Below are 23540 nucleotides of genomic sequence, written 5' to 3'. Positions count from 1 at the left end.
TGTGTCGAAACGGCCGAACGATCCAGCCGCGTTCGGGGCAGGGGTTGCCTACGCCACGCATGTTCTCATATTCGGCGTAGGGGTCAATAGTCGGTTTCGGGCATGACCAGACCTTGCGACAACGTGTGAAAGCTGGCAGAAATGAGCCATGCCGGAGCTGAGCGCGGAGCAGATCGCCGCCTACCTCGACCGTGTCGGCGTGACCGGCCCCTTGAAGCCGGACGTCGACACGCTGCAACTGCTGCATCGCGCGCACGTGATGACGATCCCCTTCGAGAACCTGAGCATCCACCTTGACGAGGAGATCTCGCTGGAGCTGGACGCGCTGGTCGACAAGATCGTGACCCGGCGGCGCGGCGGCTTCTGTTACGAGCTGAACGGCCTGTTCGCGGCTCTGCTGGAGGCGGTCGGGTTCGGCGTGGACCGGCTGGCGGCGCGTACGTACTCTGCGGAACTCGGCGCGTTCACCAACCGGCCCCTGGACCACCTGGCCCTGCGGGTCACCGACGCGGCTGGCGGGGTGTGGCTGGCCGACGTCGGCTTCGGCAAGCACAGCGAGCTGCCGCTGCGCTACGCCGAGCGCGGGGAGCAGCGCGATCCGTTCGGGACGTTCCAGCTCGTGGAGAGCGCCGACGGCCACCTCGACGTACTGCTCAACGGCGCACCGGAGTACCGCGTCGACCCGCGCACCCTGGCGCTGGCGGACTTCGAGATGGGCCGCTGGTGGCAGGTCACGGCGCCGACGTCGCTGTTCCGGCGGAACCTGATGTGCTCGCTGCCGACCCCGGACGGCCGGGTGACGCTGACCGGCCGCAGGCTGCTGGTGACGGACGCCGACGGCAAGCGCGAGCGGGTGCTGAAGGACGACGCGGCGGTGCTGGCGGCTTATCGGGACTTGTTCGGGATCGAGCTGGCGGCCGTCCCCACCCTCAGCTGACCAAGGGAAGTCGCCCCTCACCGGAAATCCCGAGCCTTCCGCCCCACCCCCGCCCGCAGCGCCTCGATCCGCCCGGCCACCACGTTCACCGCCCCGTCGGTCCGCTCCAGCGTCCCGTGGATCAGCAGCGCCCCGTGCTCCAGCGCCACGCGGCGCTGCGCCTCCCACACCGGAGGCGGGCAGATCACGTTGATCAGGCCGGTCTCGTCCTCCATGCTCAGGAAGCAGGTGCCGTGCGCGGTCGGCGGCCGCTGGCGGTGCGTCACCAGCCCCGCGACCCGGACCAGGCTGCGGTTGCGGGCGGTGCGCAGTTCGGCGGCGGGGGTCACGCCGCGCAGGGCCAGGCGGGGCCGGAGGTGGCCGATCGGGTGGTCCTCCGGGGTGGTGCCGGTGGCCCACAGGTCGGCCAGGGTGACCTCGACCGGGGTGAGGGGGTCCAGCTCCGGGACCGTCGTGCCCGGGGCGGTGCCCGGCAGGTGTCCGGCGGTGGTGCCGGCCAGCGCTCCGGCCGTCCAGAGTGCCTCTCGGCGGTCCAGACCGAGGCCGCCGAAGGCCCCGGCGGTGGCCAGCGCCTCCAGCGCCGAGCGGGACAGGCCGGTGCGCACGATGAAGTCCTCGACGCCGGTGAACGGCCCCGCGGCCTCGCGTTCGGCGACCACCCGCTCGGCCGCGTCGTCGCCCAGGTCGCGCACGCTGCTCAGGCCCTGGCGGATGGCCGGCTGCGGGATCGGCGAGGCGTGGCGGTGCCGGCGCCGGCCTCGCGACCCGGAGCCGTTCCGGTGCGGCGGATCAGGGCTCTGCAACGTGGCCTTGGCCCCGGAGGCGTTCACGTCGACCCGCAACACCTGCACCCCGTGCCGCCGCACGTCCGTGATCAGCGAGCCGGGGCTGTAGAAGCCCATCGGCTGGTTGTTCAGCAGCGCGGCGGTGAACGCGGCCGGGTAGTACCGCTTCAGGTAGCAGCTGCACCACACGATGTAGGCCATCGACACCGAGTGCGACTCGGGGAATCCGTACCCTGAGAAGGCGTGCAGCTTGGCGTAGATGTCCTCGGCGACCTCGCCGGTGATGCCGCGCTCGGCCATCCCGGCCAGCAGCCGCCCCCGCAGCTCGGCCATCCGCTCCGGCGAGCGCTTGGAGCCCATGGCCTGCCGCAGCCGGTCGGCCTCGGCGGCGCTGAACCCGGCCGCCGCGATCGCCATCTGCATCGCCTGCTCCTGGAACAGCACCACCCCCAGCGTGCGCCGCAGCACCGGCTCCAGCGCCGCGTGCGGGTAGGTGACCTCCTCGTCGCCGTTGCGCCGCCGCAGGTACGGGTGCACGGCGCCGCCCTGGATCGGCCCCGGGCGGATCAGCGCCACCTCGACCACCAGGTCGTAGAACGTCCTGGGCTTCAGCCGCGGCAGCGTCGACATCTGCGCGCGCGACTCGATCTGGAACACCCCGACGGTGTCGGCGTCCTGGATCATCTCGTAGACCGCCTCCGCCTCCGGGTCCCCGTCCTGCGGGAGGTCGTGCAGGCCCAGCCGGGTGCCGTGGTGCTCGGCGATCAGGTCCAGCGCCTCGTGGATCGCGCCGAGCATGCCCAGGCCCAGCAGGTCGAACTTCACCAGCCCGGCGGCCGCGCAGTCGTCCTTGTCCCACTGCAGGACGGTGCGCCCCTCGCGGCGGGCCCACTCGATCGGCACCACCTGCGCCAGCGGCCGGTCCACGATCACCATGCCGCCGTTGTGGATGCCCAGGTGCCGGGGCCGGCGCTGCAACTGCCCGGCCAGCTCCAGCACCTGCTCGGGGACGTCCTGCGAGCCGTCCGGGACGCCCTCGTGCGGCCCGATGCTGCCGGCCCAGGCGTCGACGGTGCCCGGCGAGTAGCCCAGGACGCGCGCCGAGTCGCGCAGCGCCAGCCGGGCGCGGTAGGTGATGACGTTGCAGACCATGGCCGCGCGGTCGCGTCCGTACTTGGCGTAGACGTGCTGGATCACGTCCTCCCGCCGCCCGGCCTCGATGTCGACGTCGATGTCCGGCGGCCCGTCGCGCACCGGGGACAGGAAGCGCTCGAAGACCAGGCCGTGCCGGACGGAGTCGACGCTGGTGATGCCCAGGGCGAAGCAGACCGCGCTGTTGGCGGCCGAGCCGCGGCCCTGGGCCAGGATGCCGTGGGTGCGGCAGAACTCTGCGATGTCGTAGACGATGAGGAAGTAGCCGGGGAACTTCAGCTCCTCGATGACGTCGAGCTCGTAGGCGATCTGCTGATAGGCCTTGGGATTCCCGCTCTCCGGGCCGTAGCGCTCGGTCGCGCCGAGGTATGTCAGGTGCCTGAGCCAGCTGGCCTCGGTGTGGCCGTCGGGGACCGGGTAGTCGGGCAGCTGCGGCTCGATGGTCTTGAAGTCGAAGGCGTGGTCGGCGGCCAGCTCGGCGCTGCGGACCACGGCCTGGCCGAACTCGTGCACGGGGAATCGCGCGAGCATTTCGACGCCGCTGCGCAGGTAGGCAGTGGGCGCTCCGGGCAGCCAGCCGTCCATCTCGGCCAGGGTGCGGCGGGCGCGGAGTGCGGACATCGCGGTGTGCAGGCGATAGTCGGCGGGGCGGGCGTAGTGGACGTTGCCGGTGGCCACGGTCGGCAGCGCGTGGCGAGCGGCCAGGCGGGCCAGCAGGCGGTTGCGGGCGTCGTCCAGGGGCTGGTCATGGTCGGTAAGCTCGACCACGACGCGGTCGGAGCCGAACAAGTCCATCAGCTTCCTGAGTTGCGCATCGGCCGCCTCGAAGCCGGCCTCGTTCAAGCCGTGGCGCTCCAGAGCCTGGCGGACAGTGCCCTTGCGGCAGCCGGTCAGGATGGTCCAGTCCCCCTCACCCGCCGCCTCGGCCAGATCGTCGACGACGTAGACCGGCTTGCCCTTCTCCTTCCCCGCCAACTGCGCCTTGCCGATGGCCGCCGACAACCGCCGGTAGCCCTCAGCCCCACGCGCCAGCACCAGCAGATGGCTGCCCGCCGGATCCGTGACGCCGGTGCGCGCCGCGGTCAGCTCCAGCGACAGCTCGGCGCCGAAGACCGTGGCCAGGTCGGCGTCCTCGGCGGCCTGTTTGTACTGCATGGCGCCGGCGAAGCCGTCGTGGTCGGTGACGGCCAGGCCGTGCAGGCCCAGCCGGGCGGCCTCGGCGACCAGTTCGGCGGGGCTGGAGGCGCCGTCGAGGAAGGAGAAGTGGGAGTGTGCGTGGAGTTCGGCGTAGGGCGGGTCGAGCTTGGCGGTGCGGCGGGGCCCCGGGGCCGTCGCGGCGTCCGCTTCCGGCTCCGAAGCCGCCGGCACGGCCTCGCCGTAGCGGCCCCAGGCCAGGCGCTTCTCCAGCTCGCGCCAGGTGATGACCGGGTTGAAGGTGCCCATCAGTCGTACACCGCCATCAGTCGTCCACTGCCATCAGTCGTACACCGCCTCGACGAACCAGCGGCCGTCCTGCACGATCAGCAGCCAGGCGCGGCCGTCGGCGGTGACGGCCTGGAACCGGGCCCGCCGCACCGCCGCGTCCGGCTCCCACCACCGCTCGGCCAGCGGCCAGGGCCCGGCCCACGACAGGATCCTGAGACGCTCGCCGGTCCCGGACAGCGTCAGCAGCACCGGCCGGGCGGAGATCCGCAGGCGTCCGGAGACGCCGACCGGGCCGCCGGCGGCGTCGGCGACCTCGGCCGGACGCGGCTCGCGCGGGACGTCGGCGGGCGCCGGCGCCGGGAGCGCGGCCGGCCAGGGCGCGGGCTCCGGGCCCGGATCGGGCGGCGGCAGGTCCCCGTAGGGGGTGCGGACGCCCTGGTCGGACGGGCTGCGGCCACCGCCGTCGGCGGGCAGGGTGACGGCGTTCGGGCCGTACATGGCCTGCAGGCGCTCGGCGGCGCGGGCGATGCGGTCCGGGGCCTCGTCCGCGCCCCACAGGCCGGGCTGGACGCCGCGGGCCGGGACGAGGTGGTCGGGGATGAGGCGCAGGCGGGTGATGCCCTGGTCGGCGGCAAACGTATGAGAGACCTGATCGTCTGCCTGGAGCTTCGTCTGCCATCCGGACAGCTGCCAGCGCACCCGCTCGGCGACCGCCGTGCTCGACAGCAGCCCTTCGTGCCGCCACAACCGGTAGGAGACCTCCGGCTCGGCACCGGGACCGGCGCTGCCGTGGATCTCCACCGCCACCCGCACCCCCGCCACCCCGGCCTGCGCGAGCACCGCGTGCAGCTCGTCGGCGAGCGCCTTGGCGGCGAACACGATCCGCTCCGAGCCGTCGGCCGGCGGGTCGAAGACCGCCTCCACGGACAGGTCAGGGCCCTGACGCAGCGGCGCAGGCGGCCGCGCGTCCAGCCCGCGGGCCAGCCGGTGCGCCGCCACGCCGTCCGCGCCGAAGCGGCCGGCCATCGCGTCCGCCGACAGCTCGGCCAGCCGGCCCAGGGTCTGCACGCCGAGCCGGTGCAGCGGGTCGACCAGCTCTGGCAGGTCCAGCACGGTGGTCGGGAACGACGCCAGGAACTCCGCGGTGCGCCCCGGCACCACGCGGGTGTCGGTACGCGCGGCCAGCGCCGCGGCGAACACCCCGTCGGCGACCCCCACCCCGGCCCCGATCCCCGCCTCCCCGACCCGGTCCCGGATCGCCCGCACCACCAGGTCCTCACCCCCGAAGTAGCGCGCCGGACCGTCCAACGGCAGCGCCGCCAAACCCGGCCGGACCACCTCGAAGCGCGGGGTGAAGTCGGCCAGCACGGCCAGCACCGGCTCGAAGGCCCGGGCCTCGGCGGCCTCGTCGCGCGGGTGGAGAATCAGCGCCGGCGCCAGGCGCTGCGCGTCCCGCGTACGCTGCCCGCGCCGGACCCCCTCGGCGCGCGCCGCCGAGGAGCTGGCCACGATCAGGCCCTTGACGACGACGGCCGCCGCGGTGTCGGGGTCGGCGCCGACCGCCACCACCGGCCAGTCCGGGCACCACACCGCCAGGGCGCGGTCGGGGACGGCGGGGTGGGCGTAGGCGGGGTAGGCGGACACGGGTGGCTCCTTTCTTGGACGGTGGGTGGGTTCGGGTCTGGTTCGGTTCGGATTCGGGCCTGGTCAGATATACCTCGACGCCGAGGTATATCGACCGCGAGGTATATCGATGGCGAGACATATCGGTTCGAGCCGGGTTCGGCCTGGATACGGGTTCGGTTCGGATTCGATTTCAGATTCGGGCTCGGATGCGCAGGTCGGCCCCTACGCGCTCCACAGCCGCACGACCTCACCCCCGTCCCGGATCTCCGCCGACACCCCGAACCGCTGCTCGGCCCGGTCCCCCGGCGCCCCCGGCGCCCCTGGCAAGCCCGGCGCGTCCGCCCCCGCCACCCACTCGCGCACCGCCCCGTCGGCCGCCGGCAGCCACAGCCGCGCCGTGCGCTCCCGCCCGGCGGCACCGCGTCCGGCGGCGGTGACCGTGACCCGGCGCCCGGTCAGGTGCCCGGTCCCGTCGCCGAGCCCGGACCACGCCGACTCCGTCAGCCGCAGCCGCAGATCCGCGCCGGGCCACTCGCCGGCCACCACCAGCGCCGCGCCGCGCTGGCGCACCGTACGCCGCAGACGCGCGCCGATGCGCCGCACCTGCTCACCGCCGGGCCGGCGCGGCGGCCGCACCAGCACCAGGTCCACGGCGCCGGCCAGCACCGCCACCGCCTCAGCCCAGCGCTCCCCGGGCTCGTCCAGCATCAGGAAGCGCCGCAGGTCGGCGCCCATCCCGGAAGCCGCCGCGATCCCAAACGCCGGCAACCCCACCACCCCGCACCACGCCCCGCCGGCCGAAGCCCCGGCCGCCAGCGCCAACGCCAGATAGCTCGGCGCGTCACCCCACGGCCGCACCCGGTCCTCCACCGCCAGCACCCCGCCGCGCCGCAATGCCCCGCCGGGCACCAGCGCACGCAGCGCCGCCAACACCGGCACATCCGCAACACCGGCCCCCTGGACCCCTCCAGCCCCACCCGTCCCCGCCGCGCCCCCGCCGACCAGCACCCGCAACCGCGCCACGGCCGCGGCGTGCTCCGCGTCGCCCTCGAACGTATGCGCGATCAGTGCCACCCGGCCATATTCGAAGTTCTGTTCGAGAGTGTCAACTGGTGAGCGCTTTAGTGCCGGATCGCAGCGCTTGTGACTACCAGCAGTAGTTGGCGAGCCCCAGTTTTAGTTGGTCCGGTTACGACCAGGGCTGTGGGTCCACAACGGATCCCTTCAGGAGCTGATGACCATCCTGATCGACTACTCGGTGGCGTTGGTGCCGAAGCTGTCGAGCCACCATGCCGGATAGGTTGCGCGGATGAGCGAGATGGATCCCTTGGTGCCAGTGCTTGCCGGGCTGGTCGTGGACATTGTGTGGTGGCTCGACAGCTGCGGCGACGAGGAGGTCGCCCCGGACTCCGCGGTGAAGATGATGGAGAACGTCGCCTGGATCATGGGTGAGCTTCCGGCAGATCAGCAGCAGCGCCTGACCGAGGCCCTGGGCGAGTTGGCTGACGCCGAGCAGGACCCCGCACGGACCACGCAACTGCGGTCGTTCCCCTTCGCCTGCGGACTCGTCGAGGACGATCCGAGCACGAACGATGTCGAGGAACGGTAGTCGCCATGGGAACTTGGGACATCGGGCACTTCGACAACGACACCGCTGCCGACTTCGCAATCGATCTGGACAAGGCCGCCAGTGGCGAACGCGAGGCCCTGATCCGCGGCATGCTGCTGCGGACCGCGGATGCCACCGGCTATCTGTCCGAGGCGCAGCAGGCCGTCGCAGCCGCCGCGCTGATCGCGGCGCAGTGCCCCGGCGGCAAGGCGATCGAAGACGGCGAGGGGCCCGAGGAACCCATGTCCGTCTTCTCCGAAGATCTTCGCGCCTTGGCGGTCGAGGCGCTGGACCGCGTCATCAGCGATGAGTTCGGCCTGCTGGAGAACTGCTGGTAGGTGTCGACCCGGCGTTGAACGTCGGTGCGCTGGAGTTCTATGACCACCGGGGGAACCTGGTGACGGTCGGCCCGCCCGACAGCCGGGCCGAGGTCGGATACTGCATCATCGGCCACTTGACGGAGTTCCCGCCGCACTGCGAGGTCTCCGTCAATCTTGTCCGCGCAGCGGTCAAGGAATTCTGCTCATCCGGCGGGATGCTTCCCACCTGCGTCGCCTGGGAGGCGCCGGAAATCTGGTGAGCATCCCGGCACAATGTTACGAATCAGCCGGTAGACGGCCGATACGCCGGACCATCTTGCGCATGAGTTCTGCGGACAGCGCTGGGTTCCGGGCGGCGTTGCGGGCCGTTTGTTCATTGTGCAGCAGCGTCATGAGAAGGTGCGGAGGCAGGCCTGGATTCGCTGCGACGGTGTCGCGCCGCTCGGGCTCGCTGAGCAGCCGTTCCGCGGTTCGGGCTGAGATGCGTGGATCGGAGGTTGCGCGATACCGGACGTTCTCGTCGGGATCGTCGATGAAGCGTTCCACGAGATCGGCGGTGGAGTCCGGATCGTCCAGGGCGAGGCGGCGCAGATTCGGGTTCGGATCGTCGGCGAAGCGCAGGAGGCCACGTTTTGGGAAGTTCGGGTGGCGGCGCGGGACATCGGGCGCGGACAGGCTCCCGGTCCACCACTCCGCGACGCGCAGGAGCATGTCCGCCGGCGCGTCGTCACAGGACTCGGCTAGGAACAACTGCACGACGCGGTCCGGATCGTTCGCCAAGCGTTCGATGACGTCCGGCGGCAGGTGCTTGGCGCGGGCAACACTGCGGCGGATGAGGAACACCTTCGATGCGGCGAGCCGGCGCATCGCGACGGGATCGTCGTGCAGGGCGGTGATCCATGCGAGGTCGGGCCAGTGCAGGCCCGGGTCGACGTCGATGTCGATCGCCTCGCGCTGCTCGTCGGTGAGCTCGGGTCGGCAGGCGGTACCGAACCGAACCTGGGGATCCGGATCGGCCGCCAACCGGGCGAGCTGCGACGGGGCGCGGCTCTGAGCCTGGGCCCGCGCCTCGAGATCGGCACGCTCGGCTTCGGTGCGAACCGTGTCGTCGAGGTCGGCCATCAGGTGGGCGCGTTGACTGTCGGTCAACGATGACCAGCTGGTCGCGCAGACACAGCCGCGGACACGCGGATCCATGTCTTCGGTCAGAGATGCCAGGCATTCATCGGGGATGGGATGCCACAGGGTGTCCGCTCTGATCCGGGGATCGGGGTCTCGGACCAACAGGCCCCAGTCAGCGGCCTTCAGGTCGAGGCGGACAAAGGCTCGCAGCAGTCGGGAGCGGCGATCAGGATCGGCCTCGCCGAAGATGATGGCGCGCCACTGGCTCGGGGTGAAGTCACGGTACTCCGCCCAACTCCCGAGAAGGCGCCGTTCGAGTGCTGCGTCCACGACTGACGACGGCAGGTCGGGACGCCACAAGAACGAAGCTCCGCGGTGAAGCAGCGCGATGAGCACGTCGTCCGGAGCGGCAGGGTTCATGCCGAGGCCATCACGCCACGCGGTAAGCAAATCCTTGGACGGCTCCAGAGCCTCGAACAGTTCATCCCCCATGTCTCCGGCAACCTACTGGGCCCCCGGATCGATCCGCCACCAGATGCACCGGGTTTGGCGAACAGCGGTTGGCACTGGCGGGCCCGGGGCGATTCACGATGGCATCTCCCGGTGGCTCCGAACGCCCCGGAGCCCATCACGACCGAAGGATCGTCGAGGTTCAGCTCTGTCAGCCTGCTCGTCCCCGAGCCCGCCCCAAACCCCGGCCCGCCGCCGGAAGTCTTCCGAGAGTGTTCGCCGAGGGTCCCCGGCCCATTAACAGGGCTCTGCCATGCTGACCGCCATGACCGATCCGGCTGTCCAGGACTGCTGTGGCTTCACCCGTCGCGACCTCGTCCGGCTCGCCGCCGCCGGGGCCGGGGCGGGGTTGGTTCTGCCGGGGCTGCTGCCCGCGCCGGCTGCCGCCGCGGCCGGGCAGGGTGTGTTCCCGCAGGATCTGGAGCTGGTGACGGTCACCGACACCGGTTTCGTGCTGACCTGGTACACCGCCGCCGGGCCGACGCCGGCGATTCCGTACCAGCCCGGGCAGGAGCCGGCGCCGGTGGCGTGCGACGGGGTCGTGCGGTACGGCACGCGGCCGGACCGGCTGGACCGGGTCGCGGTGCAGCGGCACGGGGACAGCGCGTACCACCAGGTGGAGGTTGAGGGGCTGCGGCCTGGGACGACCTACTACTACCAGGCGCTGTCCGCGAGGGTGCCTGCGACGGCGCGGATGCTGCCGCAGCTGACGTTCCCGGCGGGCGGGCTGGTCATCCCGCCCGATCCCACCAACGGCCAGCTGCTGGCGATCCTCGCGCAGCTGCTGTCCTCCGGGATCGTGCACTCCGCGGCGCCGGGGCAGGTCACGACCCTGGTGCCGCCGCGCGGACGGCACCTGTTCTCGCTCGCGCTGGCCAACGACCTGCACGTCGGGGAGACGGTGAGCGGGCTGGCCACGGCGAGCTTCCCGCCCGGGTTCAGCCAGGTGCCGGGCCTGCGCCGTATCCGGAGGTGATGGCGGAGTCGATGATCGCCGACGCCGGCCGGCACGGCGCCGACGTGCTGCTCGTCGCCGGCGACCTGAGCTCCGCCGCGCTGCCGGCCGAGCTGGCGGGTTCCAAGCGGCTGCTGGACCGGTTCGGGCGCCTGACGCTGGACGGCCGGCTGGACGCCGGCCGGTACGTCGTGGCCCGCGGCAACCACGACCAGCCGAAGACCGGCGCCGGGTACCAGATGTGCCCGGCGGTCGGCGACACCGGCTACAACGACTGCGTGCCGACCGTCTACGACCTGCCGCAGGGCCGGCTCACCAGCACGCGCCTGGCGGGCCTGCGCATCATCGGCCTGGACACCACGACGCTGAACACCCCCGGCGGCGCGCTCGACGACGCGCAGTTCGCGGAGCTGGCCGGGATCCTGGCCGACGACCCGCACCGCCCCACGCTGGTGTTCGGCCACCACCCCGTCACCGACGCCTCGGCGGTGTCCACGATCGCCGGCCCGGCCTTCGATCTGGCGCGCCCCGACGCGGCCCGGCTGGAGGCGCTCTACGCCAGGACGCCCGGGGTGTTCCTGCACCACGCCGGGCACACGCACCGCAACCTGCGCACCACCTCCCCGGTGGCCTCCGGCGTGGACTTCCTGGAGGTCGCCGCGACCAAGGAGTACCCGGGCGGGTTCGCCCTGCTGAAGGTGTACGAGGGCGGATACATGGCCAACTTCCACAAGTCCTCCAGCGCCCTGGCCCGGCAGTGGAGCCAGACCACGAGCGGTGAGTACCTGGGCCTGTACCCGGCCTACACGCTGGGCTCGGCCGCCGACCGGAACCACGTCGCGAGCCGCGACTTCGGGCAGCTGTCGGCGGTGCACCGGCACTGGTGATCGTCCGCGTGGAGTGAGAGCATCGGCCGAAGTGACCGGGCGCGCAGCGGCGCGCCCGAGGACGGTCGAGGAGGCCACCGCGTTGAGAGCCTGGCAGGTCAGCACCCACGGCGAACCCGGCGACGTGCTGCGGGCGGCCGAGATCCCGACGCCCGAGCCCGGCCCCGGCCAGGTGCTGGTACGGGTCCGGGCCGCGGCGCTGAACTTCCCCGACGTCCTGATGTGCCGCGGCCAGTACCAGGTGCAGCCGCCGCTGCCCTACACCCCGGGCGTGGAGCTGTGCGGCGAGGTGGTGGGCACCGGGGCGCGGGTCGTGGGCACGCCGGTGCTGCCGACCGGGGCGCTGGCCGAGTACGCCGTCATGGAATCAGACTCCGCATATCCGGCCCCTGAATCCCTCGACGACGCCGAGGCCTCCGGCTTCCTGCTCGCCTACCAGACCGGCTGGTTCGGCCTGCACCGCCGCGCCAAACTGCAGCCCGGCGAGACGCTGCTGGTGCACGCCGCGGCCGGCGGTGTCGGCAGCGCCGCGGTCCAGCTCGGCAAGGCGGCCGGGGCCACGGTGATCGCCGTGACCGGCGGCGCGGCCAAGGCCGAGGCGGCCCGCGCGCTCGGCGCCGACGTCGTGGTGGACCGGCTGGAGCGCAACTTCGTCGCGGCGGTCAAGGAGGCCACCGACGGCCGCGGCGCGGACGTGGTCTACGACCCGGTCGGCGGCGACGCCTATCAGGGCTCGATCAAATGCGTCGCCTTCGAGGGCCGCATCGTCGTGGTCGGATTCGCCGGCGGCACCATCCCGGCCCCGCCGCTGAACCACGCCCTGGTCAAGAACTACTCGATCCTCGGCCTGCACTGGGGCCTGTACCGCACCAAGGACCCCGAGGCCGTGGCCGCCTGCCACCGCGAGCTGACCCGCCTGGCCGACGCCGGCACCATCAGGACCCTGATCGGCGCGCGCCTGCCCTTCGACGACGCCCCGGCCGGCCTGACCCGGCTGGCGGCCGGGGAGAACCTCGGGCGGTTGGTGGTCGTGCCGTAGCGCACTGCCGGCCACCGCACGGGAGTGCGCGAGATAATCGCTGGACACCCCCGGCAGCCCGAATAGCATCCTGGTCAAGATCCCTTTCTTCGACCAGTGAGGCAACGGCGTGCAGTTCACCCCCTTCGATCCGAGCACGGCCTCCGGCGCGGACTACGAGGCCATCACCGAGATGCGGGCCCGCATCCAGGCCTTCGACCGGCCTGGAACTCCGCCCTTCCCGCTGGCGGCGACCATCGAGCTGCTGAGCGGGCAGGACGCCGTGTCCTTCGGCCCCCGGACCTTCTGGACCGCGCGCGACGCCGAGGGCCTGACCGGGTTCGCGGTGGTGTCGCTGCCGGACCGCGAGAACACGGACATGGCGCTGGTGTTCATCGAAGTCGACGTCGACCGGCGCCGTCAGGGCATCGGTACCGCGTTCCTGCGTGCGCTGCTGCCGTCGGTGCAGGCCTCGGGACGGCCGCGGGTGCTGGCGCTGAACGTCGTCGGCGGGTCGGCCGGCGAGCCGTTCGCCGAGGCGATGGGGCTGGCCTGCACGATCCGCGGGGTGTCGCAGACCTTGGAGACGACGTCGGTCGATCGGACGTTGTGGGACGTCCCCACGCCGGACGGCTATCGCCTGCACGCCTGGGACGAGGCCGCCCCCGAAGAGCTCATCGCCTCCTACGCCGAGGCCCGCAAAGCCATCGACGACTCCCCCACCCAGGACCTGGTCTGGGAGGGGACGGCCTGGACGCCGCAGCGCATCCGCGACGACGAAGCCGCCGTCATCGCGGCCGGGCAGTACGTGCCGGTCGTCGTCGCCGTCCACGAGGCCACCAGCGAGGTCGCCGGAATCACCGAGCTCATCATCCGGCCCGGCGATCTCGACCAGGCGCGCCAGATGGACACCGCGGTACGCGAGGAACACCGGGGCCACGGGCTCGGGCGGGCGATCAAGGCCGAGATGATGCGCCGGCTGATGGCGTCCCGGCCCGAGGTGGCGCGGGTGACGACGCAGACCGCGTCGGACAACACGTACATGATCGGCGTCAACCACTCGCTCGGGTACACCGATGTTCGAACCCTGGCGCACTATGAGATCGCGACCGAGGCCCTGGCGGCGCGGCTCGGCGGCTGAGCGACCCCAAGCGCCTCAAGCGCCTCAGGCGCTGCGGCGCGTGGAAGTCGACTTCGTCGCCGGCTTCTTCCGCGCGGGCTTGTGCAGGTCCGTGGCCTTCGCCGCGCCCCGTGCGCCCTTCGCCGCCCGTGCGGGCGTAGCAGTACTCTTCGATGCCGACGCCGCCGTCTTCTTCGCCGCCGCGGTCTTCTTGGCCGCGGCCTTCTTCGCCGGCGCCGCAGACTCCTGCGAAGCCTTCGAGCTCCCCGACGACGCCGGGGCACCCGCGCCCCCGCGCGTCTTCTTCGCCGCCTCCACGCTCGCCTTCAGTGCCGCCATCAGGTCGATCACCTGCGCTCCGCCCTCGGCCGGGGCGGGCGGGGTGACGACCTCGCGGCCGGCCACCTTGTTCTCGATGACCTCCTCCAGCGCCTCGCGGTAGTTGTCGTGGTAGTCCGCGGGGTCGAAGTCGGTGCTCAGCGAGTCGATCAGGAGTTCGGCCATCTTCAGCTCGGCGGCCTTGGGCTCGACCTTGGACTCCAGGAAGTCGAAGTCGGGCTTGCGGACCTCATCGGCCCACAGCATGGTCTCCAGCGTGAGCACGTCGTCGCGTACCCGCAGCGCGGCCAGGCTCTCCCGCTCGCGCATCGCGAACCGCACCACCGCCACCCGGCCCGAGGCGGCCATGGCGTCGCGCAGCAGCGCGTAGGGCCGGACGCCCAGCTTGTCCGGCGCCAGGTAGTACGACTTCGAATACATGATCGGGTCGATCTGCTCCTCCGGGACGAACGCCTCGACCGAGATGGTCTTCGCGATCGCCTCCGGCAGCCCGTCGAAGTCCTTCGTGGTGAGCACCACGACGTCGCCGTCGGGCAGCTGGTACCCCTTGGCCACGTCGGACAGCGCCACCTCCTCGCCGTCGAGCTCGCAGACCCGCTTCTGCCGCACCCGGCCGCCGTCGGCGACGTGCACCTGATGGAACGCGACCCGCTTCTCCTCGGTCGCGCCGAACATCTTCACCGGCACCGTCACCATGCCGAAGGAGATGACGCCGCTCCAGATCGCCCGCATGCCCCGACGCTAATTCGGATCATCCGGACTCGCACCCCGGCCGGGCCCGGGATGTCATGGAGCGGTGGAACCCGACCGGCTGCACGAGTACCGCGCCAAGCGGGACGCCGCGCGCACGCCGGAGCCGGTTCCCGGGACGCCGCCGAGGAAGCGGCGGGGCAGGCAGCCGATCTTCGTGGTGCAGGAACACCACGCCAGCGCGCTGCACTGGGACTTCCGCCTGGAACACGACGGCGTCCTGGTCTCCTGGGCCCTGCCGAAAGGCGTCCCCACCGATCCCAGAGGCAACCACCGTGCCGTGCGCACCGAGGACCATCCGGTGGAGTACGCCGACTTCACCGGCCGCATCCCGGCCGGCGAGTACGGCGCGGGCACCGTCGCCACCTACGACCGAGGCACCTACCTGCCGGAGAAATGGACCGAGGACGAGATCAAAGTCGAACTGACTGGCGAACGCCTTTCGGGCCACTACACCCTGTTCCGCACCGGCGGCGCCGACAGCTCCGACTGGATGATCCACCGCGAGAAGGGTCAGGACCCTGACCTCGCCGCGCCGCCGGACGACCTGCGCCCGATGCTCGCGATCCCCGGCACCGCCCCGGCCGGCACCGGCTGGGCCGCCGAGTTCAAGTGGGACGGCATCAGGGCCCTGTGCCGCATCGAGGGCGGCCGGGCCCGGCTGCGCTCCCGCAACGGCAACGACCTCACCGACACCTACCCGGAGCTCAAGGCCCTGGCCAAGACCGTCAGCAGCGCCCAGCTCCTGCTCGACGGCGAGATCATCGCCCTGGACGACGACGGCAAGGTCAGCTTCGGCGCCCTGCAGCCCCGCTTCGGCACCAGCGGATCGGAAGCGACGCGGCTGTCCCGGACGAATCCGGCCTCTTACTTGATCTTCGACCTGCTGCACCTGGACGGCCGCTCCACCCTGGAACTCCCCTACAAGGACCGCCGCGGACTGCTGGAGTCCCTGGAGCTGTCCGGACCACACTGGCAGACGTCGCCTTCGTTCCCTGACACACCGGTCGCCGACGTGCTGAAAGCGGCGCGTCAGGCCGGCCTGGAAGGCATCGTGGCCAAGCGCCTGGACTCGACCTACCAACCGGGGACGCGGTCTCCGGCGTGGCGCAAGGTCAAGCTGACCGCCACCCAGGACGCGGTCATCGGCGGCTTCACCCCGCTGAAGGGCCACGGCGCCGTCCCCGGACGCCCGCCTCGCGAAGTCGGCGCGCTGCTGCTCGGCATCCCGGACGACGCCGGACGCCTGCGCTACGCCGGCAAGGTCGGCAGCGGCTTCACCGAGCACGATCGCAGAGTCCTGCTGGAGGCGCTGTCGGAGCTGGCGACGCCCGAAAGCCCGTTCGCCACCGCCGTGGACGCCGTCGACGCCCGCGTGGCCACCTGGGTCGAGCCGGTCGTGGTCGCCGAGGTGACGTTCGGCGAGTGGACCACGAAGGGCCGCCTGCGCCATCCCGTCTTCAAGGGCATCCGCCCCGACAAGGACGCCACGGAGGTGGTCCGTGAGTCCTGACGCCCAGGCCTCCCAGAGCGTCGAGATCGACGGCCGAACGGTGAAGCTCACCAACCTCGACAAAGTCCTGTATCCCGAAGACGGCTTCACCAAAGGCGAGATCCTCGACTACTACGCGCGCGTCGCCCCGGTGATGCTGCCGCACCTGACCGACCGGCCGGTGACCTTCATCCGCTACCCCGACGGCGTGGACACCTCAGGGTTCTTCGCCAAGCACGCGCCGGCGCACCGGCCGTCCTGGGTCCGCACCGCCGACATCGCGGCGACCAGCTCCGGCAAGGAGGTCGAGTACGTCCTCATCGACGACCTGTCCTCGCTGATGTGGGCGGCGAACCTGGCGGCGATCGAGTTCCACGTCCCGCAGTGGCGGGTCTCCGACCAGGACCACCACGACCTGCTGGTGCTGGACCTGGATCCGGGCGCGCCAGCCACGGTGGTGGACTGCGTACGGGTCGCGCTCGCGGCCCGGGATCTGCTGTCCACGCACGGCCTGGAGCTGTCAGCGAAGACCTCCGGCGCCAAGGGCCTGCACCTGTACGCGCCGCTGGAAGGCGTCACCGGCGAGCAGGCCCGAGAACTCGCGCACACCATCGCCCGAGCCCTGGAGGGCACACACCGCGACCTGGTCGTCTCCAGCATGTCCAAGGCCGAGCGGCCCGGGAAGGTGTTCGTGGACTGGTCGCAGAACACGCACGCCAAGACCACCATCGCGCCCTACTCGCTGCGCGCCACACCGCATCCGGCGGTGTCGACGCCGGTGACCTGGGAGCAGTTGGCGGCGGCGAAAAGCCCCGAGGATCTGCGCTTCCCGCCGGCGCGCGCATTGGATCAAGTCGCGCGGTACGGCGATCTACTATCAGGACTGTGACGCAGACTCCTCAGGTTCCCCAGGCACCCCGAGTTCCGAAGGCACTTCTGCTCGACTCCGGCGGCGTCCTGATGCAGCCCATCGGCGGCCGGTGGAATCCCCGCGCCGACTTCGAGGCGACGGTGAAGGCGCACGCTCCGCACGTCACCGACGAAGAGCTGGCCGAAGCTGTCCGCGAAGGCGACCGCTTCATGGCCGCCGCCGCTTCCACCCCGGAGCACGACGACTACCATCGCACGATGCTGACACACATCGGCGTACAGGCGTCCCCGGAGCTGTTGGCGGCGCTGGTGCGGGACGTCCCGCCGGAAACCCTCCTGGAGACCTTCCCCGAGGTCATCGGGACCCTGACGGAACTGCGCGAGCGCGGCGTCCCGCTGGCCGTGGTGTCCGACGCCTGGCCGAACCTGCCCGAGCTGCACGCCGCCATCGGCCTCGGCGGCTTCTTCGACGCCTACGCGATCTCGAAAGTCCTCGGCTGCAACAAGCCGGATCCGCGGATGTACCACCACGCCAGCGAGGCCCTGGGCCTGGCGCCGGCCGACTGCCTGTTCGTCGACGACGATCCGGAGCTGGTCGCGGCCGCCATCGCGCTGGGGTATCAGGGCCGCGCGATGATCCGGCCGGAGGATGCGCGGACGAGGCCGGAAGACGTGGACGTACCGGTCATCAGCTCTCTGACAGAGCTGCTGTCCCTGGTCTGAGCACCCGCGACTACAAAGGTGCGGGCGGGCCGCCAATGTCGTGCGGCCCGCCCGCTTCTGGGGGGAAACGTCCTCCGGACCGGTCACGCGATGCCCGACCGCGCAGCCGTCGCTGTCTCCACTATGCGCCTGGTTGTGCCCGCCGTCATCCGCACGACGTGGTGGCAGTGGCCCCGTTGATCGTGCCGGTCGCGGAGACGCACAGGTCCCGGCCGAAGATCATCGGGGTCCAGACCACGGTGCCCTTGCCGCTGGCGGACATCTTGGCGCCGTCGGAGCGGGTGGCGGTGGCGGCCAGGTTGGCCGTCCCGACCGCGGAGACCACGCGGGCCCAGTTGTTGCCGCAGTACGGAGACCACCGTAGTTCGACCCAGCCGACCTTCTTGCCGTTGCTCATGATGTTCGCGGTCCGGATGTCCCGGGCCTGGTAGGTCTGCGAACAGCCGGTGGCCTGCGGGTCCTTGCCGTTGCAACCCTGGTTGCTGCACGTGGCCGGGGCCTTGGCCGGCACGTGGGTCCCGGTGGCCGCGGAGGCCGCCAGCGGGGCGCTCGCGAGGGCGAGCGTGCCGAGTCCCACACCGATCCGGGAAGCGATTCGACGAGAGAACATGATTCCCCCTCGGGGGATTCAGAAAGCGCCGTCGCGGCGGAAGGAGCTCCCGCCGACCCGAGGCGACGCCTGGTGTCGAACACCTCCGCCATCCTTGCTCCGCGCCGCGCAGGGGTGGCGAGCCGCCATGCGCCGTTCGGGGGACGCTGAGCGTGCGGATGAGCGTGCTGTGCGGCACGGCGCCGCCGCAGGTTGAAACGTCAATCTCAGGTGCTGGTGGCTGGGGTGTGGTGGGCGCGACGGGTGCGGTTTGTTGGTGGGTTTTAAGAGCTTTTACGGCTTCGCAGGGCTTTAAGAAGGATCCGCTGGGTGGCGCAGTTCGGTGGTATGCCTGGGGGACGCGTTGGCGGCCGGCGATCGTTTCTTGCGGTCGCCTTTGTCCCTGGTTCCCCGGACACCCCGCCTGTGGGAACGGGTCCCCGCAACCCCCACACGACAACTCACCGCCGCCCGTGCCCCCGAGTGGACCCCGTCCACACCACAGGCGGGGTTGTCCCGGATCCCTCGTCGCTGTCGGCGGTGCTTGCACAACCAGCCCGGACTGGCGGGGTCAAGCCGAACGCGACCCGACCACAGCAGCCTGCGATCCGGCTTTACCCCGCCAGGCCGGGATGGTTCCCTTTAGGGCGACGTCAGCGACGAGGGATCCGGGACTCGGCGACCAACACTCGGACCGCCGCCGAGGCGGGGGGTTGGGGATCCCTCAGAGTCTCGAGTGCCCCCGCCGGAGGCGCCTGCCCTTGACTTCAGGCACCCACCACGCCCGACGATCGCCGCCTACGTAACGCATGCGCAGTGACTCGGACCTGTGCGCGGTCGTGTCCAGCAAGACCGCCGGCCGCCAGCGCAACCAGCGCGGCACCACCGAACTGCGCCACCCAGCGAGGTCACCAAACCTTAGGCGAAGCCGTAAAAAGCTCTTAAAACCAACAAACAAACCGCACCCGTCGCGCCCGCCACACCCACCGCACCCCAGCCCCACCCACCCACCCACCCACTCACTCACCCATCAAGCAGGAGCGCCCAATCTCACAGGTCTTCGGCGCGCGGGTCACCCGACCTCAGTGCACTTCGTCCCGGTGTAGATCGTCGGCATGCACCTGTTGCAGTGGATGCACAGCGACGGCGTGGAGGCGTCGGCGGCGATGCGGTTCACCAGATCCGGCTCGCGCAACAGGGCCCGCGCCATCGCCACGTACTGGAAACCGGCGGCCATCGCACGGTCCATCGTGGCGCGCGTGGTGACCCCGCCGAGCAGGATCAGCGGGAGCGTGAGCTCGGCACGGAAACGCAGCGCGCGTTCCATCAGATACGTGTCCTGATACGGATAGGCGCGCAGGAACTTCTTGCCGAACAAGCGGATTCCGAGCCGCGGCAACGGCGGGAACTGCGCGGCGAACTCCCGCAGCGGCACGTCGCCGGTGAACAGGTACATCGGGTTCATCAGGGAGCTGCCGGCGGTCAGCTCCAGGGCGTCCAGCGTGCCGTCTTCTTGCAGCCATTGCGCGACCTGCAAGCTGTCCTCGATGCGCAGGCCGCCGGGGTAGCCGTCCTCCATGTTCAGCTTCGCGGTGACGGCGATCCGGTCGCCGACCTCGTCCCGGACGGCGCGCGCCAGGCCCAGCGCGACCTTGGCGCGGTTGGCGAGCGGGCCGCCGTACTCGTCGTCGCGCTTGTTCAGGCGCGGGGACAGGAAGGCGCTGGCGAAGTAGTTGTGGCCGAGGTGGATCTCGACGGCGTCGAACCCTGATTCGATCGCCAGCCGCGCGGCCCGGGCGTGGTCGGCGGTGATCCGCTCGATGTCGGCGGCGCTGGCGGCGCGGGTGCGGCGGAAGCTGATCGGGTTCAGCATCGGCGAGCAGGACAGGGCCGTGGCACGGTTCGAGCGCGCGTCGGCCACCGGTCCGGCGTGCCCGATCTGCGCCGAGACCGCCGCGCCCTCGGCGTGAACGGCGTCGGTGAGCTCGCGCAGGCCCGGCACGGCCTCGGGCCGCCAGTGGATCTGCCGGCGCTCAGTACGGCCCTCCGGGGAGACGGCCAGGTAGGCGACGGTGGTCATGCCGACGCCACCGGCGGCTGGGCGGCGGTGGTAGGCGATCAGGTCGTCGGTCACCAGGGCGTGCGGGGTGGCGCCTTCGAAGGTGGCGGATTTGATCACGCGGTTGCGGAGCCGGACCGGTCCGAGGGTCGCCGGGGCCAGGACGTCGGGCGCTTCAAAGGCATCGGGGACGTCGGACGTATCAGGAGTGGTCACGGCGCGGACCATAGAACGACGCCCGCGAACATGCCAGAGACAGTGAGCGCTCTTACATTACATACCGATTCGGCATACGCTCCGCGCCATGTCCACCATCGCCGTCACCGGCGCCGCCTCCGGCATCGGCGCGACGCTCGCCGCCTGGCTGGCCGACGACGGCCACCGCGTCATCGGCGTGGACCTGGCCGGCACCGAGGTCGAAGCCGATCTGGGCACCGAGGAGGGCCGCGCCGCCGCGATTGCCGCCATCACAGAACGCTGCGACGGCCGCCTGGACGGCCTGCTCCCCTTCGCCGGCCTGGCGCCGGCCACCGGACGTCCCGGCTCACTGCTGGTCTCGGTGAACTACTTCGGCGCCATCGCCCTGCTCGAAGGCCTGCGTCCGGCGCTGAAAGCGGCCGGGCGCGGCGCGGTCGTCCTGCCGTCGTCGAACTCCGCCACCTGCCAGCCGGGCTGGCCGGTCGAGATCGCAGAAGCCTGCCTGGCCGGCGACGAGCCGCGGGCCCGGGAGCTGGCCGACGCGCACGGCGACCGCGCCGCGCTGCAGACCTACCCCGCCACCAAAGCCGCGCTGGCCTGGTACGCACGCACCCGCGCCGCCGACTGGATCACCGACGGCATCCGGCTCAACGCCGTCGCCCCGGGCATGATCGACACCCCGATGACCCGCGCCAACCGCACCGACGACCTCACCGCCGAGGGCATCGCGGCCTTCGAGAAAGCCATCCCGGCCGGCCGCCCCGGACGTCCCGAGGAGGTCGCCGCCGCCGTGGCCTTCCTGCTGTCGGATCAGGCCTCTTTCATCGTCGGCTCAGTCCTGTTCTGCGACGGCGGAACCGACGCGATGCTGCGCGGAAAGGACTGGCCGGCGCCCTGGCACCCAGCGCGGTAGGCGCGTGGGTGCCGTACCGTGTGGGCGGTGAGCAGCCCGTCCTTGACCGACTGGAGCAGACTCCATCACGCCTACGGTCCGGCGACGGACGTGCCCGGGCAGTTGGCCGCGCTGACCAGCGAAGATCCGGCTGTGCGGGAAACGGCCGTGTCAGCGCTGATGGGCAGCGTCTCCCACCAGGGCACCCGCTGGCCAGCCAGCGCGTATGTGGTGGAGCCGCTGATGCGGCTTGTCGACAACGCCACGACTCCCGATCGGACCACCGTGCTGGACCTGCTGCATGCCGTCGCGATCGGTGACCGGCTCGAAGACGGGGTCCCCTTCGACAGAGTCCGGGAGTTCGCCGCGGGCGACCAGGTGGGGTCGGCACAGACCGATGCGGTGATCCGGGTGCTTTTCCAGAACGCCGGGGATGTCGACGACATCGCCGATGTGGGCGACGCCGTGGCGGTGCGCTGGGCCGCTGACGCCTATCGTGCGACCGAACGGCATCTGGCCGTCGCGCTCGGGTGGTTGCAGGATCCGGATTCGGCGATCGCAGCCCGGGCGGCGGCGCTGGTGGCCTGGTTCCCCCAGAATCCTGCCCTCGCGGACGCGCTCGCGGCCGTGACCATCGACACCTGCGACGCCCGGGCTTCGGCGAACCTGGCCGCGGCGCACCTGCCGGGTCCGGTCTCCGTTCAGGAACGCAGCGTATTGATTACGTCCTTGAGATCAGCCGAGGAGACCGTCCGGGTCACCGCCGCCGTCGCGCTGGCCTACCGCGAGAGTGCGACCCTTCCGGATGAAGCGCTGTCGGTGCTCGCCTCCTGCGAAGGCCGGGACACTGTCGGCAGCGTGCCGGGGTGGAAGCGCAGCCTCAAGGGCCACGTCGCGCTCGCCCTGCGGCGCATCGGCTTCTGACGACCTCGGCCTCTGACAACCTCGGCTCGGCCCGCAAGATCTGGCAGAGATGGATCATCACCAGTAGCCTTCGGCACCATGACTTTCGCCGGATCCAGAGGCGCAGATGACGACGACCGACGCCGCCGCCGCGCGCTCGCACGCCGGGAGGCGTCCCGGTGGCGTCGCATACCCCTGATCCGGTGGCTGCGGCCGCTGCCGCGGCTGCGCCGGCACGCGCCGGACCCGCGCTGGATCACCGGGCTGGTCGTGGGTCTGGCCGCGATCCTCACGCTGGGCTGGATCGGCCGCGCCGTCGCGCCGTACTGGCCGAACTTCGCGCTGAACACCGCCGCCGACCTCATCGGCGCGGTGTTCACCATCTACGTGATCACCCCGATCATCGAGCGCGCCGGGCAGGGCGGCGTCCGGGAGCACGCCGAGCTGGACTACTCGCAGTTCCTGGATCACGCCGGCCGCGCGACCAGCGTGATACGGATCCTGGACACGTACTCCAACCTGCTGGCCGAGCCGTACGCGCAGCGCTTCGAGGCGATGGTGCGGGCGGCCGTGGCGCGCGGGGTGTCCATCAGGGTCCTGTTGATCAACCCGACCACCATGGCCGCCGAGCAGCGCGACCTGGAGCTGGGCCGGGCCGACGAGCTGGGCCCGATGCTGGAGCGCAATCTGGAGACGGTGGCCCGGCTGCACCGCGCCTTCGAACAGGCCGGCGGCCCGCGCGGCCTGGGCATGGCCGCCGACTTCCAGGTGCGGCTGTACTCCTCCGGTCCGGACATCACGATGTACCGCTGGGACGACCGCGCGCTGGTGTCGTTCTACCCGGTCGGCAAGCTCTCCGGACGCGCCGAACAGCTGGAGGTCACCGTCGACAGCGCGCTGGGGTCCTTCGTCAACAACCGCTTCCAGGCGGTCTGGCACGCTGCGGCCCCGCACCAGGCGCTGACCCCGGTCACCGTCACCGACGACAACATCGAGCGCACCTACCTGGTCCGCTTCGTCGACCTCGACGACGGGCGCCGCTTCGTGGCCTCGCGCCGCGTCGAGCGCTTCATGCGGCGCTCGGTCGGCGAGGTCGCCGCCGCCAACCGCGGCCAGGACTACCGGCTGGAGGCCGCCGACCGGCACGAGGTCGGGGCGGTGCTGGACGCGGCGTTCCGCCGGATCTACGGGGAGATCCCCGACACGGCCTATCTCCTGCTGCGGACCTCGGATCCATCGGTCGGCGGCGTCGGGTAGCG

21 protein-coding genes are annotated in these 23540 nt (G+C 71.5%); 14 read left to right on the top strand and 7 right to left on the bottom strand.

Annotation, left to right across the window (positions count from 1 at the left end):
• Nucleotides 1-148 precede the first annotated feature (148 nt).
• Complete coding sequence (locus ABH920_RS17115) at nucleotides 149-937, top strand: arylamine N-acetyltransferase (protein WP_370349988.1); 789 nt, start codon at nucleotides 149-151, stop codon at nucleotides 935-937.
• Nucleotides 938-954: 17 nt separating this feature from the next.
• Here the strand turns inward: ABH920_RS17115 and ABH920_RS17110 are convergent, their stop codons facing one another.
• The 3 genes from ABH920_RS17110 to ABH920_RS17100 all read right to left on the bottom strand — a co-directional run bounded on the left by ABH920_RS17110 (nucleotide 955) and on the right by ABH920_RS17100 (nucleotide 6999).
• On the bottom strand, nucleotides 955-4317 hold the full coding sequence (locus tag ABH920_RS17110) for an error-prone DNA polymerase (protein ID WP_370349987.1): 3363 nt from the start codon (nucleotides 4315-4317) through the stop codon (nucleotides 955-957).
• A gap of 33 nt (nucleotides 4318-4350) precedes the next feature.
• The gene (locus ABH920_RS17105) at nucleotides 4351-5943 is read right to left on the bottom strand and encodes a DNA polymerase Y family protein (protein ID WP_370349986.1); all 1593 of its coding nucleotides are present in this window, start codon (nucleotides 5941-5943) and stop codon (nucleotides 4351-4353) included.
• Between the two features lie 204 nt (nucleotides 5944-6147).
• A complete protein-coding gene (locus ABH920_RS17100; RefSeq protein WP_370349985.1) occupies nucleotides 6148-6999 on the bottom strand; it encodes a hypothetical protein in 852 nt (283 codons plus the stop codon).
• A gap of 235 nt (nucleotides 7000-7234) precedes the next feature.
• On the opposite strand from ABH920_RS17100, the gene ABH920_RS17095 reads away from it, so the two are divergent.
• From ABH920_RS17095 to ABH920_RS17085, 3 genes are read left to right on the top strand one after another with little or no spacing between them, the layout of a single operon-like run.
• A complete protein-coding gene (locus ABH920_RS17095) occupies nucleotides 7235-7534 on the top strand; it encodes a hypothetical protein (protein ID WP_370349984.1) in 300 nt (99 codons plus the stop codon).
• Between the two features lie 5 nt (nucleotides 7535-7539).
• Nucleotides 7540-7872, top strand: a complete 333-nt coding sequence (locus ABH920_RS17090; protein ID WP_370349983.1) for a DUF4259 domain-containing protein — start codon at nucleotides 7540-7542, stop codon at nucleotides 7870-7872.
• 14 nt (nucleotides 7873-7886) lie between these two features.
• Nucleotides 7887-8114 carry an Imm1 family immunity protein gene (locus tag ABH920_RS17085; RefSeq protein WP_370349982.1) on the top strand — a complete coding sequence of 76 codons (228 nt, stop codon included), beginning with the start codon at nucleotides 7887-7889 and terminating at the stop codon, nucleotides 8112-8114.
• A gap of 16 nt (nucleotides 8115-8130) precedes the next feature.
• Here ABH920_RS17085 and ABH920_RS17080 read toward each other — a convergent pair whose 3' ends face one another.
• Nucleotides 8131-9468 carry a PE-PGRS family protein gene (locus ABH920_RS17080; protein WP_370349981.1) on the bottom strand — a complete coding sequence of 446 codons (1338 nt, stop codon included), beginning with the start codon at nucleotides 9466-9468 and terminating at the stop codon, nucleotides 8131-8133.
• A gap of 283 nt (nucleotides 9469-9751) precedes the next feature.
• On the opposite strand from ABH920_RS17080, the gene ABH920_RS17075 reads away from it, so the two are divergent.
• From ABH920_RS17075 to ABH920_RS17060, 4 genes are all read left to right on the top strand, one after another.
• Nucleotides 9752-10462, top strand: coding sequence for a fibronectin type III domain-containing protein (locus ABH920_RS17075; protein WP_370349980.1), 711 nt, complete (start codon nucleotides 9752-9754; stop codon nucleotides 10460-10462).
• Nucleotides 10462-11328, top strand: coding sequence for a metallophosphoesterase (locus ABH920_RS17070; RefSeq protein ID WP_370349979.1), 867 nt, complete (start codon nucleotides 10462-10464; stop codon nucleotides 11326-11328). Before ABH920_RS17075 ends, ABH920_RS17070 begins: the two co-directional genes overlap by 1 nt.
• Before the next feature lie 82 nt (nucleotides 11329-11410).
• Nucleotides 11411-12367: an NADPH:quinone oxidoreductase family protein gene (locus ABH920_RS17065; RefSeq protein ID WP_370350283.1), complete on the top strand. Its 957-nt coding sequence runs from the start codon at nucleotides 11411-11413 to the stop codon at nucleotides 12365-12367.
• Between the two features lie 109 nt (nucleotides 12368-12476).
• Nucleotides 12477-13487 carry a GNAT family N-acetyltransferase gene (locus ABH920_RS17060; RefSeq protein WP_370349978.1) on the top strand — a complete coding sequence of 337 codons (1011 nt, stop codon included), beginning with the start codon at nucleotides 12477-12479 and terminating at the stop codon, nucleotides 13485-13487.
• A gap of 24 nt (nucleotides 13488-13511) precedes the next feature.
• On the opposite strand, the gene ABH920_RS17055 is transcribed toward ABH920_RS17060, so the two are convergent.
• Nucleotides 13512-14537, bottom strand: a complete 1026-nt coding sequence (locus ABH920_RS17055; protein ID WP_370349977.1) for a Ku protein — start codon at nucleotides 14535-14537, stop codon at nucleotides 13512-13514.
• Nucleotides 14538-14601: 64 nt separating this feature from the next.
• On the opposite strand from ABH920_RS17055, the gene ligD (ABH920_RS17050) reads away from it, so the two are divergent.
• Genes ligD (ABH920_RS17050) through ABH920_RS17040 form a run of 3 tightly spaced genes read left to right on the top strand, consistent with a single transcriptional unit; the run spans nucleotide 14602 to nucleotide 17640 of the window.
• On the top strand, nucleotides 14602-16068 hold the full coding sequence (gene ligD / locus ABH920_RS17050) for a non-homologous end-joining DNA ligase (RefSeq protein WP_370349976.1): 1467 nt from the start codon (nucleotides 14602-14604) through the stop codon (nucleotides 16066-16068).
• Nucleotides 16058-16936: a non-homologous end-joining DNA ligase gene (ligD, locus tag ABH920_RS17045; protein WP_370349975.1), complete on the top strand. Its 879-nt coding sequence runs from the start codon at nucleotides 16058-16060 to the stop codon at nucleotides 16934-16936. Before ligD (ABH920_RS17050) ends, ligD (ABH920_RS17045) begins: the two co-directional genes overlap by 11 nt.
• Nucleotides 16933-17640 (top strand): HAD family hydrolase, encoded by a 708-nt coding sequence (locus ABH920_RS17040; protein ID WP_370349974.1) that lies wholly within the window; start codon nucleotides 16933-16935, stop codon nucleotides 17638-17640. The genes ligD (ABH920_RS17045) and ABH920_RS17040 overlap by 4 nt, the downstream gene beginning before the upstream one ends.
• Before the next feature lie 145 nt (nucleotides 17641-17785).
• Here ABH920_RS17040 and ABH920_RS17035 read toward each other — a convergent pair whose 3' ends face one another.
• Nucleotides 17786-18250, bottom strand: coding sequence for a DUF2690 domain-containing protein (locus tag ABH920_RS17035; RefSeq protein ID WP_370349973.1), 465 nt, complete (start codon nucleotides 18248-18250; stop codon nucleotides 17786-17788).
• Between the two features lie 1051 nt (nucleotides 18251-19301).
• Complete coding sequence (locus ABH920_RS17030) at nucleotides 19302-20516, bottom strand: NADH:flavin oxidoreductase (RefSeq protein ID WP_370349972.1); 1215 nt, start codon at nucleotides 20514-20516, stop codon at nucleotides 19302-19304.
• 76 nt (nucleotides 20517-20592) lie between these two features.
• Between ABH920_RS17030 and ABH920_RS17025 the strand changes: the two genes are divergently transcribed.
• From ABH920_RS17025 to ABH920_RS17015, 3 genes are all read left to right on the top strand, one after another.
• Nucleotides 20593-21399, top strand: a complete 807-nt coding sequence (locus ABH920_RS17025; RefSeq protein WP_370349971.1) for an SDR family oxidoreductase — start codon at nucleotides 20593-20595, stop codon at nucleotides 21397-21399.
• Nucleotides 21400-21441: 42 nt separating this feature from the next.
• Nucleotides 21442-22302 carry a hypothetical protein gene (locus ABH920_RS17020; RefSeq protein ID WP_370349970.1) on the top strand — a complete coding sequence of 287 codons (861 nt, stop codon included), beginning with the start codon at nucleotides 21442-21444 and terminating at the stop codon, nucleotides 22300-22302.
• 78 nt (nucleotides 22303-22380) lie between these two features.
• The gene (locus ABH920_RS17015) at nucleotides 22381-23538 is read left to right on the top strand and encodes a hypothetical protein (RefSeq protein ID WP_370349969.1); all 1158 of its coding nucleotides are present in this window, start codon (nucleotides 22381-22383) and stop codon (nucleotides 23536-23538) included.
• The last annotated feature ends 2 nt before the right edge of the window (nucleotides 23539-23540 follow it).

It is taken from the genome of Catenulispora sp. EB89 (assembly GCF_041261445.1).
In the GTDB taxonomy this organism is placed as follows: domain Bacteria; phylum Actinomycetota; class Actinomycetes; order Streptomycetales; family Catenulisporaceae; genus Catenulispora.
The sequence above is the reverse complement of the archived record's forward strand: the minus strand, read 5'-3'. Positions and strand labels throughout refer to the sequence as shown.

What these genes read in the sequence shown, in the direction of transcription:
- ABH920_RS17015 (WP_370349969.1), top strand. Translation starts at nt 22,381, where the DNA reads ATGACTTTCGCCGGATCCAGAGGCGCAGATGACGACGACCGACGCCGC.
- ABH920_RS17025 (WP_370349971.1), top strand. Translation starts at nt 20,593, where the DNA reads ATGTCCACCATCGCCGTCACCGGCGCCGCCTCCGGCATCGGCGCGACG.
- ABH920_RS17035 (WP_370349973.1), bottom strand. Translation starts at nt 18,250, where the DNA reads ATGTTCTCTCGTCGAATCGCTTCCCGGATCGGTGTGGGACTCGGCACG.
- ABH920_RS17055 (WP_370349977.1), bottom strand. Translation starts at nt 14,537, where the DNA reads ATGCGGGCGATCTGGAGCGGCGTCATCTCCTTCGGCATGGTGACGGTG.
- ABH920_RS17095 (WP_370349984.1), top strand. Translation starts at nt 7,235, where the DNA reads ATGAGCGAGATGGATCCCTTGGTGCCAGTGCTTGCCGGGCTGGTCGTG.
- ABH920_RS17075 (WP_370349980.1), top strand. Translation starts at nt 9,752, where the DNA reads ATGACCGATCCGGCTGTCCAGGACTGCTGTGGCTTCACCCGTCGCGAC.
- ABH920_RS17110 (WP_370349987.1), bottom strand. Translation starts at nt 4,317, where the DNA reads ATGGGCACCTTCAACCCGGTCATCACCTGGCGCGAGCTGGAGAAGCGC.
- ABH920_RS17070 (WP_370349979.1), top strand. Translation starts at nt 10,462, where the DNA reads ATGGCGGAGTCGATGATCGCCGACGCCGGCCGGCACGGCGCCGACGTG.
- ABH920_RS17115 (WP_370349988.1), top strand. Translation starts at nt 149, where the DNA reads ATGCCGGAGCTGAGCGCGGAGCAGATCGCCGCCTACCTCGACCGTGTC.
- ABH920_RS17030 (WP_370349972.1), bottom strand. Translation starts at nt 20,516, where the DNA reads ATGGTCCGCGCCGTGACCACTCCTGATACGTCCGACGTCCCCGATGCC.
- ABH920_RS17080 (WP_370349981.1), bottom strand. Translation starts at nt 9,468, where the DNA reads ATGGGGGATGAACTGTTCGAGGCTCTGGAGCCGTCCAAGGATTTGCTT.
- ABH920_RS17090 (WP_370349983.1), top strand. Translation starts at nt 7,540, where the DNA reads ATGGGAACTTGGGACATCGGGCACTTCGACAACGACACCGCTGCCGAC.